The organism is Streptomyces anthophorae (genome assembly GCF_049310305.1).
Classification (GTDB): Bacteria; Actinomycetota; Actinomycetes; order Streptomycetales; family Streptomycetaceae; genus Streptomyces.
The window spans coordinates 3,870,436-3,879,308 of the sequence record NZ_JBLWQQ010000001.1; the positions used below are offsets into that span (position 1 = coordinate 3,870,436).

General features: G+C 65.3%; 18 protein-coding genes. All 18 read right to left on the reverse strand.

Going from position 1 to position 8,873, the window contains the following annotated elements; all coding sequences use genetic code 11:
- Positions 1–17: 17 nt before the first annotated feature.
- Positions 18–401 (reverse strand): 50S ribosomal protein L18, encoded by a 384-nt coding sequence (gene rplR / locus ACNYS0_RS17270; RefSeq protein WP_326020847.1) that lies wholly within the window; start codon positions 399–401, stop codon positions 18–20.
- A gap of 3 nt (positions 402–404) precedes the next feature.
- Positions 405–944: a 50S ribosomal protein L6 gene (rplF, locus tag ACNYS0_RS17275; RefSeq protein ID WP_385755890.1), complete on the reverse strand. Its 540-nt coding sequence runs from the start codon at positions 942–944 to the stop codon at positions 405–407.
- 24 nt (positions 945–968) lie between these two features.
- Positions 969–1,367: a 30S ribosomal protein S8 gene (gene rpsH / locus ACNYS0_RS17280; protein ID WP_158989430.1), complete on the reverse strand. Its 399-nt coding sequence runs from the start codon at positions 1,365–1,367 to the stop codon at positions 969–971.
- Between the two features lie 211 nt (positions 1,368–1,578).
- A complete protein-coding gene (locus ACNYS0_RS17285; RefSeq protein ID WP_003948630.1) occupies positions 1,579–1,764 on the reverse strand; it encodes a type Z 30S ribosomal protein S14 in 186 nt (61 codons plus the stop codon).
- A gap of 5 nt (positions 1,765–1,769) precedes the next feature.
- A complete protein-coding gene (gene rplE / locus ACNYS0_RS17290) occupies positions 1,770–2,327 on the reverse strand; it encodes a 50S ribosomal protein L5 (protein WP_389270534.1) in 558 nt (185 codons plus the stop codon).
- Positions 2,327–2,650 (reverse strand): 50S ribosomal protein L24, encoded by a 324-nt coding sequence (rplX, locus tag ACNYS0_RS17295; RefSeq protein ID WP_016645174.1) that lies wholly within the window; start codon positions 2,648–2,650, stop codon positions 2,327–2,329. The genes rplE and rplX overlap by 1 nt, the downstream gene beginning before the upstream one ends.
- Before the next feature lie 2 nt (positions 2,651–2,652).
- Positions 2,653–3,021: a 50S ribosomal protein L14 gene (gene rplN, locus ACNYS0_RS17300; RefSeq protein WP_003974257.1), complete on the reverse strand. Its 369-nt coding sequence runs from the start codon at positions 3,019–3,021 to the stop codon at positions 2,653–2,655.
- Between the two features lie 105 nt (positions 3,022–3,126).
- A complete protein-coding gene (rpsQ, locus tag ACNYS0_RS17305; protein WP_266713085.1) occupies positions 3,127–3,411 on the reverse strand; it encodes a 30S ribosomal protein S17 in 285 nt (94 codons plus the stop codon).
- Positions 3,411–3,635 carry a 50S ribosomal protein L29 gene (gene rpmC / locus ACNYS0_RS17310; RefSeq protein ID WP_010036720.1) on the reverse strand — a complete coding sequence of 75 codons (225 nt, stop codon included), beginning with the start codon at positions 3,633–3,635 and terminating at the stop codon, positions 3,411–3,413. Before rpmC ends, rpsQ begins: the two co-directional genes overlap by 1 nt.
- Positions 3,635–4,054, reverse strand: a complete 420-nt coding sequence (gene rplP / locus ACNYS0_RS17315; RefSeq protein ID WP_018528356.1) for a 50S ribosomal protein L16 — start codon at positions 4,052–4,054, stop codon at positions 3,635–3,637. Before rplP ends, rpmC begins: the two co-directional genes overlap by 1 nt.
- A 5-nt stretch (positions 4,055–4,059) precedes the next feature.
- A complete protein-coding gene (gene rpsC, locus ACNYS0_RS17320; RefSeq protein WP_055418365.1) occupies positions 4,060–4,899 on the reverse strand; it encodes a 30S ribosomal protein S3 in 840 nt (279 codons plus the stop codon).
- Positions 4,899–5,246, reverse strand: coding sequence for a 50S ribosomal protein L22 (rplV, locus tag ACNYS0_RS17325; protein ID WP_385755885.1), 348 nt, complete (start codon positions 5,244–5,246; stop codon positions 4,899–4,901). Before rplV ends, rpsC begins: the two co-directional genes overlap by 1 nt.
- Before the next feature lie 42 nt (positions 5,247–5,288).
- Positions 5,289–5,570, reverse strand: a complete 282-nt coding sequence (gene rpsS, locus ACNYS0_RS17330) for a 30S ribosomal protein S19 (RefSeq protein WP_018528354.1) — start codon at positions 5,568–5,570, stop codon at positions 5,289–5,291.
- Positions 5,571–5,582: 12 nt separating this feature from the next.
- The gene (gene rplB / locus ACNYS0_RS17335; protein ID WP_266713074.1) at positions 5,583–6,419 is read right to left on the reverse strand and encodes a 50S ribosomal protein L2; all 837 of its coding nucleotides are present in this window, start codon (positions 6,417–6,419) and stop codon (positions 5,583–5,585) included.
- A 38-nt stretch (positions 6,420–6,457) separates the two neighbouring features.
- Positions 6,458–6,877, reverse strand: coding sequence for a 50S ribosomal protein L23 (gene rplW / locus ACNYS0_RS17340; protein WP_422474680.1), 420 nt, complete (start codon positions 6,875–6,877; stop codon positions 6,458–6,460).
- Complete coding sequence (gene rplD / locus ACNYS0_RS17345; RefSeq protein ID WP_385755881.1) at positions 6,877–7,530, reverse strand: 50S ribosomal protein L4; 654 nt, start codon at positions 7,528–7,530, stop codon at positions 6,877–6,879. Before rplD ends, rplW begins: the two co-directional genes overlap by 1 nt.
- Positions 7,531–7,538: 8 nt before the next feature.
- Complete coding sequence (gene rplC, locus ACNYS0_RS17350; RefSeq protein WP_422408941.1) at positions 7,539–8,183, reverse strand: 50S ribosomal protein L3; 645 nt, start codon at positions 8,181–8,183, stop codon at positions 7,539–7,541.
- Positions 8,184–8,200: 17 nt separating this feature from the next.
- On the reverse strand, positions 8,201–8,509 hold the full coding sequence (rpsJ, locus tag ACNYS0_RS17355; RefSeq protein WP_003948644.1) for a 30S ribosomal protein S10: 309 nt from the start codon (positions 8,507–8,509) through the stop codon (positions 8,201–8,203).
- Between the last annotated feature and the right edge of the window lie 364 nt (positions 8,510–8,873).

Genomic DNA, 8,873 nt, shown 5'->3' on the forward strand with positions numbered 1-8,873 from the left:
AGCTACGGAACCAGGACTCAGAACTTGAGTCCGGCTTCGCGGGCGGCGTCCGCCAGGGCAGCGATGCGCCCGGCGTACTGGTTACCACCACGGTCGAACACGACAGCCTCGACACCGGCGGCCTTGGCGCGCTCGGCGACCAGGGCGCCGACCGACTTGGCCTGCGCGGACTTGTCGCCCTCGCCGCCGCGGATCGACGTGTCCAGGGTCGACGCCGACGCGAGGGTGTGACCCTTAACGTCGTCGATGACCTGCGCCACGATGTTCCGGTTCGAGCGCGTCACGACCAGGCGCGGACGCTCGGCCGTACCCGACATGTTCTTGCGGATACGGATGTGGCGGCGCTTGATGGCCGCACGCTTGTAAGCGTCGCCCTTAGCGATCTTCTGACCGTATGCCATGGCTTACTTACCCGCCTTTCCGACCTTGCGGCGGATGACTTCGCCTTCGTACTTGACGCCCTTGGCCTTGTACGGGTCGGGCTTGCGCAGCTTGCGGATGTTGGCCGCAACCTCGCCGACCTTCTGCTTGTCGATGCCCTCGACCGAGAACTTGGTCGCCGATTCGACCTTGAACGAGATGCCCTCGGGCGCCTCGACCAGGATCGGGTGGCTGTAGCCGAGCGAGAACTCCAGGTTGGAGCCCTTCGCCAGGACGCGGTAACCGACACCGCTGATTTCGAGCTTCTTCACGTAACCCGTGGTCACGCCGGTGATCATGTTCGCCACCAGCGTGCGGGACAGGCCGTGGAGGGCCTTGTTCTGACGCTCGTCGTTCGGGCGGGTGACGGCCAGTACGCCGTCCTCACCCTTGGCGATCTCGATCGGCGCCGCAACGGTGTGGCTCAGGGAACCCTTGGGGCCCTTGACCGCTACCGTCTGGCCGTCGATGGTGACGTCCACGCCGGCGGGAACCGTGATGGGGAGCTTGCCAATACGCGACATAGCTGTTTCCTCCGATTCCTTCCGCTACCAGACGTAGGCGAGGACTTCCCCACCCACGCCCTTCTTGCCTGCCTGCTGGCCGGTCAGGAGACCGTGCGACGTGGAGATGATCGCCACGCCGAGGCCACCGAGAACCTTCGGCAGGTTGGTGGACTTCGCGTAAACACGCAGACCGGGCTTGGAGATGCGCTTGATGCCGGCGATCGAACGCTCACGGTTCGGGCCGAACTTCAGCTCCAGGACGAGGTTCTTGCCGACCTCGGCGTCCTCGACCTTCCAGCCGGTGATGAAACCCTCCTGCTGGAGAATCTCCGCGATGTGCGACTTGATCTTGCTGTGCGGCATCGACACGGAGTCGTGGTATGCCGAGTTCGCGTTCCGCAGACGCGTAAGCATGTCTGCGATCGGATCAGTCATGGTCATGAATTGGCCTTCGGCCTCTCTCGCCGGGGTTTCCTGTATGCGCCATCCCTCTCCCCACACAGGGGCGGGACGGGTGCGGCGCGGGGACCTACGGCGTAGTAAGTCGGTCAGGGCGGCAGAAGCGCCCAACCCTCCTAGCGTAAGCCATGAGAGCTGGGGCCTCTGCCGACCCTCTACTTACCGAGAGATCCGGACAATCCCAATTAAGGGACTACCAGGAGCTCTTGGTCACGCCCGGCAGCTCGCCACGGTGAGCCATCTCACGAAGGCACACGCGGCAGAGGCCGAACTTGCGGTACACGGAGTGCGGGCGGCCGCAGCGCTGGCAGCGCGTGTAGCCACGGACACCGAACTTCGGCTTACGAGCAGCCTTGGCAATAAGAGCCTTCTTCGCCATCTCGCTTACGCCTCCTTGAACGGGAAGCCGAGGTGACGCAGAAGGGCACGGCCCTCGTCGTCGTTGGTCGCCGTGGTGACCACGGTGATGTCCATACCCCGGACGCGGTCGATCTTGTCCTGGTCGATCTCGTGGAACATGACCTGCTCCGTGAGACCGAAGGTGTAGTTGCCACGGCCGTCGAACTGCTTGGGGGACAGACCACGGAAGTCGCGGATGCGCGGCAGCGCGAGCGACAGGGTGCGGTCCAGGAACTCCCACATGCGGTCGCCACGGAGCGTGACGTGGGCACCGATCGGCTGACCCTCACGCAGCTTGAACTGCGCGATGGACTTGCGAGCCTTGGTGATGGCCGGCTTCTGGCCGGTGATCGTCGTCAGGTCACGGACGGCACCGTCCATGAGCTTCGAGTCACGGGCGGCGTCGCCGACACCCATGTTCACGACGACCTTCACGAGACCGGGAATCTGCATGACGTTCTCGTACGAGAACTCCTCCTGCAGCTTCGCCGTGATCTCCTCGCGGTACTTCGTCTTGAGACGCGGAGTGGTGGTGGTCGTCATCAGATGTCCTCACCCGTCCGCTTGGCAACGCGGATCTTGTTGCCCTCGTCGTCGAAGCGGTAACCGACGCGCGTGACAACCTTGTTGCCGTCCTTCTCCACGACCAGCTGGACGTTGGAGACGTGGACGGGGGCCTCGGTGGTCACGATGCCGCCGGCCTGCGAGCCGCTGGCGGTCGGGCCGGCCTTCGTGTGCTTCTTGACCCGGTTGACACCCTCGACCAGGACGCGCTCGTCGCGCGGGTAAGCGGCAATGACCTTGCCCTGCTTGCCCTTGTCCTTACCGGTGATGACCTGAACCAGGTCGCCCTTCTTGATCTTCATGCTTACAGCACCTCCGGCGCGAGCGAGATGATCTTCATGAACTTCTTCTCGCGCAGCTCACGGCCGACGGGGCCGAAGATACGGGTGCCGCGGGGGTCGCCGTCGTTCTTCAGAATGACGGCGGCGTTCTCGTCGAAGCGGATGTACGAGCCATCCGGACGGCGACGCTCCTTGACGGTGCGAACGATGACCGCCTTGACGACGTCACCCTTCTTCACGTTGCCACCGGGGATCGCGTCCTTCACGGTGGCGACGATGACGTCACCGATGCCCGCGTAGCGGCGACCCGAGCCACCGAGAACACGGATGGTGAGAATTTCCTTCGCACCCGTGTTGTCGGCGACGCGCAGTCGCGACTCCTGCTGGATCACGTCTATCTCCTGTTTGTCTGCCGGTTCCCGGCAGGGGCCGCTCTCTTACGAGAGGGGGCCCCTGCCGAGCCTGGCGGAACGAACCCTGAGGGATGCCTCAGAGAATTACTTGGCCTTCTCGAGGATCTCGACGATGCGCCAGCGCTTGCTCGCCGACAGCGGACGCGTCTCCATCAGGAGGACGCGGTCGCCGACGCCGGCAGCGTTCTGCTCGTCGTGCGCCTTGAGCTTGTTCGTACGGCGGATGACCTTGCCGTACAGCGCGTGCTTGACACGGTCCTCGACAGCGACGACGACGGTCTTGTCCATCTTGTCGCTGACAACAAGGCCCTCACGGGTCTTGCGGAAGCCGCGGGCGGCAGTCTCTTCAGTCACAGTCTTCTCGCTCATCAGGCGCTCTCCACCGTCTCGATGCCCAGCTCGCGCTCACGCATGAGGGTGTAGATCCGCGCGATGTCCTTGCGGACGGCCTTGAGCCGGCCGTGGTTCTCGAGCTGACCCGTCGCCGCCTGGAAGCGGAGGTTGAACAGCTCTTCCTTGGCCTCGCGGAGCTTGTTGAGAAGCTCCTCGTTGCCCAGCTCGCGCAGCTCAGACGCCTTGGTTCCGGCCGACATCACGCTTCACCTGCCTCGCGCTTGACGATCTTGCACTTCATCGGCAGCTTGTGGGCTGCACGAGTCAGCGCCTCGCGCGCGGTCTTCTCGTTGGGGTACGACAGCTCGAACATCACGCGTCCGGGCTTGACGTTGGCGACCCACCACTCCGGAGAACCCTTACCGGAACCCATGCGGGTCTCGGCAGGCTTCTTGGTGAGGGGGCGGTCCGGGTAAATGTTGATCCAGACCTTGCCGCCACGCTTGATGTGACGCGTCATGGCGATACGAGCGGCCTCGATCTGACGGTTCGTCACGTACGCCGGGGTGAGGGCCTGAATGCCGTACTCACCGAACGCAACCTGCGTGCCACCCTTGGACATACCGCTGCGCTTCGGGTGGTGCTGCTTGCGGTGCTTGACCCTACGGGGGATCAGCATTTCGGTCAGGCCTCCGTTCCGGTGCTCTCAGCCGGAGCGGCAGCTGCGGCGGGAGCGTCGGCCTTGGGGGCCTCCGCAGCCGGCGCGGACTGCTGCTGCGGCTTGCGACCGCGACCGCCACGCTCGCCACCACGGCCACCACGGGCCGGGCGGTCGTTACCGCCACGGGCCGGACGGTTGCCGGCGCGGGCTGCGGCGTTCTCGGCGCGAACCTCGGCGATGTTCTTGACGTCGCCCTTGTAGATCCAGACCTTCACGCCGATGCGGCCGAAGGTCGTCTTGGCCTCGAAGAAGCCGTAGTCCACGTTGGCGCGGAGCGTGTGCAGGGGCACACGGCCCTCGCGGTAGAACTCCGAACGGGACATCTCGGCACCGCCGAGACGACCGCCACACTGGATCTTGATGCCCTTGGCGCCGGCCTTCATCGTGCCCTGCATGCTCTTACGCATGGCGCGACGGAAGGAGACGCGGGAGGACAGCTGCTCGGCAACGGCCTGGGCAACCAGCTGAGCGTCCGTCTCGGGGCTCTTGACCTCGAGGATGTTCAGCTGGACCTGCTTGCCCGTGAGCTTCTCGAGGTCACCGCGGATGCGGTCGGCCTCGGCGCCACGGCGGCCGATGACGATGCCGGGACGAGCGGTGTGGATGTCCACCCGCACGCGGTCACGGGTGCGCTCGATCTCAACCTTCGAGATGCCGGCGCGCTCCATGCCGGACGTCATCATCCGACGGATGGCGACGTCTTCCTTGACGTAGTCCTTGTACAGCTTGTCGGCGTACCAACGCGACTTGAAGTCGGTCGTGACACCGAGCCGGAACCCGTGCGGGTTTACCTTCTGGCCCATTACCGGGTTCCTTCCTTGCTGCTGACGACCACGGTGATGTGGCTGGTCCGCTTACGGATCCGGTAGGCACGGCCCTGAGCACGCGGACGGAACCGCTTCAGGGTCGGACCCTCGTCCACGTACGCCTCGCTGATGAACAGCGAAGACGCGTCAGGGTGGTCGTAGTTGTGCGCGGCGTTGGCGATGGCGCTGTCGAGCACCTTGCCCACCGGCTGGCTTGCGGCCTGCGGGGCGAATCGCAGGACCGCCTGAGCCTCCGTGGCATCCATGCCACGGATGAGGTCCACCACGCGGCGGGCCTTCATGGGCGTGACGCGGATGTACCGCGCCTGGGCCCTGGCTTCCATGGTTGTCCCTTCGGTGTTAGTCATAGTCGATTCCACCCCGCCTTAGCGGCGCTTCGACTTCCGGTCGTCCTTGACGTGACCCCGGAAGGTGCGCGTCGGCGAGAACTCGCCGAGCTTGTGGCCGACCATCGACTCGGTGACGAACACCGGGATGTGGGTCTTGCCGTTGTGCACCGCGATCGTGTGACCCAGCATGCTGGGAATGATCATCGAGCGGCGGGACCAGGTCTTGATGACGTTCTTGGAACCGGCTTCGTTCTGTGCGTCCACCTTCTTCACGAGGTGGCCGTCGACGAAGGGTCCCTTCTTGAGACTGCGCGGCATCTAAACCCGCTCCTAGCGCTTCTTGTTCGACTTGCGGCGGCGGACGATGTACTTGTTGCTCGCCTTGTTGCGATCACGAGTACGACCCTCCTTCTGGCCCCACGGCGAGACCGGGTGGCGACCACCGGAGGTCTTGCCTTCACCACCACCGTGCGGGTGGTCAACCGGGTTCATGACGACACCACGCACGGTCGGGCGGACGCCCTTCCAGCGCATGCGGCCGGCCTTGCCCCAGTTGATGTTGCTCTGCTCGGCGTTGCCGACCTCGCCGACGGTGGCGCGGCAGCGCACGTCGACCAGGCGGATCTCGCCGGAGGGCATACGAAGGTGGGCCATCGAGCCCTCCTTCGCGAGCAGCTGCACGGAGGCACCCGCGGAGCGGGCGAACTTGGCGCCACCACCGGGACGGAGCTCGATCGCGTGGATCGTGGTACCGACCGGGATGTTGCGGAGCGCCAGGTTGTTACCGGGCTTGATGTCGGCAGCGGGGCCGTTCTCCACCTTGGCGCCCTGCGCGAGACCGCGCGGGGCCAGGATGTAGCGCTTCTCGCCGTCCGCGTAGTGCAGGAGCGCGATGCGCGCAGTGCGGTTCGGGTCGTACTCGATGTGAGCGACCTTCGCCGGCACGCCGTCCTTGTCGTGACGACGGAAGTCGATCACTCGGAAGGCGCGCTTGTGTCCGCCACCCTGGTGGCGAACGGTGATCCGACCGGCGTTGTTACGGCCGCCCTTGCTGTGCAGCGGGCGGACCAGCGACTTCTCCGGCGTGGACCGCGTTACCTCGACGAAGTCGGCGACGCTGGAGCCACGACGGCCCGGCGTAGTCGGCTTGTACTTGCGGATTCCCATTTCTCAGTCCTCGTCCGATATTCGGACCAGGGTCTCCGTTAGGAGGCCTGGCCGAAGATGTCGATACGGTCGCCCTCAGCGAGGGTCACGATGGCGCGCTTGGTGTCGGCACGCTTGCCGAACCCGGTGCGCGTACGCTTCCGCTTGCCCTGACGGTTGATCGTGTTGACGCCGGTGACCTTGACCGAGAAGACCGCCTCGACGGCCTGCTTGATCTGGGTCTTGTTGGCGCCGGGGGCCACGACGAACGTGTACTTGCCCTCGTCGAGAAGCGCGTACGACTTCTCGGACACGACCGGCTTGACGAGGACGTCGCGCGGGTCCGAGAAGGACTTGCTCAGCGGCGTGGGCTCAACGGCGATCTTGCCCTCGGTCGCGATGCGCTTCGCCTTGGCGACGCGCGCGGCCTTCGCGGCCTTCGCGGCCTTGGGGGCAATGCTCGGGTGACGCGTAGCCATCAGGCCTCGCTCCCTTCGGTGTCAGCGGCCTTGGGGCCAGACACGAAGGACTCGAAAGCGGCCTTGGTGAAGACCACGTCGTCCGAGACGAGAACGTCGTACGTGTTCAGCTGGCCCGGCTCCAGGATGTGGACCTGGGGCAGGTTGCGGGCGGAGAGCCACGCGGCCTCGTCGGCGCGGTCGACGACCAGGAGCAGGTTCTTGCGCTCCGAGACCTTGCCGAACAGCGTCTTCGCGGCCTTCGTGGAGACCTCGCCCTCGACCACGCCGGAAACGACGTGGATACGAGCGTTGCGGGCCCGGTCGGTGAGGGCGTGACGCAGCGCGGCAGCCTTCATCTTCTTCGGGGTCCGCTGCGAGTAGTCACGCGGCACGGGGCCGTGGACAACGCCACCGCCGGCGAACTGCGGCGCACGGGTCGAACCCTGGCGCGCGCGGCCGGTGCCCTTCTGGCGGTAGGGCTTCTTGCCACCACCGCGGACTTCGCCGCGGCGCTTGGTCTTGTGCGTGCCCTGACGGGCAGCGGCCAGCTGAGCGACGACGACCTGGTGAAGCAGCGGAACGCTGATCTTCTCTACGTCGAAGATCTCCGCGGGGAGCTCGACGGTCCCGGTCTTGTCGCCTGCCGGCGAAAGGATGTCAACAGTGCTCATCGGTTACCTCAGGCCCCCTTGGTCGCGGTACGGACCAGGACGAGGCCGCCGTTCGGACCAGGAACCGCGCCCTTGATGAGCAGCAGACCCTTCTCCGCGTCAACGGCGTGGACGGTCAGGTTCTGGGTGGTGACCCGCTCGTTGCCCATGCGGCCCGCCATGCGGGTGCCCTTGAACACACGGCCGGGGGTGGCGCAGCCGCCAATGGAGCCCGGCTTGCGGTGGATGCGGTGGGCACCGTGGGAGGCCTTGCCGCCCTTGAAGTTGTGCCGCTTCATGCCACCGGCGAAGCCCTTGCCCTTGCTCTGGCCGGTCACGTCGACCTTGACGCCGCCGTCGAACACCTCAGCGGTGATCTCCTGGCCGAGGGTGTACTCGGACGCGTCCGGCGTACGAATCTCGACGAGGTGGCGACGGGGGGTGACATCGGCCTTGGCGAAGTGGCCCTTGAGGGGCTTGTTCACCTTGCGCGGGTCGATCTCGCCGAAGGCGAGCTGGACGGAGTCGTAGCCGTCAACGTCGTTGGTGCGAACCTGGGTGATCACGTTCGGACCGGCCTTGACGACGGTGACCGGAACAACACGGTTGTTCTCGTCCCACACCTGCGTCATGCCGAGCTTCTCGCCCAGGATGCCCTTGATCTGCTTAGTCATCTTCAGATCACCGGCCCTTAGAGCTTGATCTCGATGTCGACACCGGCCGGGAGGTCGAGTCGCATCAGGGAGTCAACGGTCTTCGGGGTCGGGTCAAGGATGTCGATGAGGCGCTTGTGCGTGCGCATCTCGAAGTGCTCGCGAGAGTCCTTGTACTTGTGCGGCGACTTGATGACGCAGTACACGTTCTTCTCGGTAGGCAGCGGCACCGGGCCCGCGACCGACGCACCAGTGCGGGTCACCGTCTCGACGATCTTCTTCGCCGAGGAGTCGATGACCTCGTGGTCGTAGGCCTTGAGCCGGATGCGGATCTTCTGTCCCGCCATGGCTACTTAGTAGTCCTGTCTCTCGTAACGCTCTGGAACTCGGGGGCCCTGTTTCACACTTCCTCCGCCCCACGCGGTCGGGCGTGTCGCAGTCCCGCTGACAGAAATATCCGCATGGATGTCCCTGCTAAGGGGTCTGCGGCCAAGACCGCATGTACACGGGGGAAGAAACCCACCGAGCGCCTGGCCAAGGAACCGCGCTGACGCTTCCCGAAAGATTCCCGTACGTCCGGCCGATTGCTACCCCGAGGGATAGATACAGCCGACGAGTACTGTGGGACTCGCTTCCGGTCCTCCCGGCGGGAGGCGCGCAGCATCGGCACTCAACCGAGCAACCCCGACAGTCTGCCACACAGGGCACGTC

What these genes read in the sequence shown, in the direction of transcription:
- rplR (WP_326020847.1), bottom strand. Translation starts at nt 401, where the DNA reads ATGGCATACGGTCAGAAGATCGCTAAGGGCGACGCTTACAAGCGTGCG.
- rplF (WP_385755890.1), bottom strand. Translation starts at nt 944, where the DNA reads ATGTCGCGTATTGGCAAGCTCCCCATCACGGTTCCCGCCGGCGTGGAC.
- rpsH (WP_158989430.1), bottom strand. Translation starts at nt 1,367, where the DNA reads ATGACCATGACTGATCCGATCGCAGACATGCTTACGCGTCTGCGGAAC.
- ACNYS0_RS17285 (WP_003948630.1), bottom strand. Translation starts at nt 1,764, where the DNA reads ATGGCGAAGAAGGCTCTTATTGCCAAGGCTGCTCGTAAGCCGAAGTTC.
- rplE (WP_389270534.1), bottom strand. Translation starts at nt 2,327, where the DNA reads ATGACGACCACCACCACTCCGCGTCTCAAGACGAAGTACCGCGAGGAG.
- rplX (WP_016645174.1), bottom strand. Translation starts at nt 2,650, where the DNA reads ATGAAGATCAAGAAGGGCGACCTGGTTCAGGTCATCACCGGTAAGGAC.
- rpsQ (WP_266713085.1), bottom strand. Translation starts at nt 3,411, where the DNA reads ATGAGCGAGAAGACTGTGACTGAAGAGACTGCCGCCCGCGGCTTCCGC.
- rpmC (WP_010036720.1), bottom strand. Translation starts at nt 3,635, where the DNA reads ATGTCGGCCGGAACCAAGGCGTCTGAGCTGCGCGAGCTGGGCAACGAG.
- rplP (WP_018528356.1), bottom strand. Translation starts at nt 4,054, where the DNA reads ATGCTGATCCCCCGTAGGGTCAAGCACCGCAAGCAGCACCACCCGAAG.
- rpsC (WP_055418365.1), bottom strand. Translation starts at nt 4,899, where the DNA reads ATGGGCCAGAAGGTAAACCCGCACGGGTTCCGGCTCGGTGTCACGACC.
- rplV (WP_385755885.1), bottom strand. Translation starts at nt 5,246, where the DNA reads ATGGAAGCCAGGGCCCAGGCGCGGTACATCCGCGTCACGCCCATGAAG.
- rpsS (WP_018528354.1), bottom strand. Translation starts at nt 5,570, where the DNA reads ATGCCGCGCAGTCTCAAGAAGGGACCCTTCGTCGACGGCCACCTCGTG.
- rplB (WP_266713074.1), bottom strand. Translation starts at nt 6,419, where the DNA reads ATGGGAATCCGCAAGTACAAGCCGACTACGCCGGGCCGTCGTGGCTCC.
- rplW (WP_422474680.1), bottom strand. Translation starts at nt 6,877, where the DNA reads ATGGCTACGCGTCACCCGAGCATTGCCCCCAAGGCCGCGAAGGCCGCG.
- rplD (WP_385755881.1), bottom strand. Translation starts at nt 7,530, where the DNA reads ATGAGCACTGTTGACATCCTTTCGCCGGCAGGCGACAAGACCGGGACC.
- rplC (WP_422408941.1), bottom strand. Translation starts at nt 8,183, where the DNA reads ATGACTAAGCAGATCAAGGGCATCCTGGGCGAGAAGCTCGGCATGACG.
- rpsJ (WP_003948644.1), bottom strand. Translation starts at nt 8,509, where the DNA reads ATGGCGGGACAGAAGATCCGCATCCGGCTCAAGGCCTACGACCACGAG.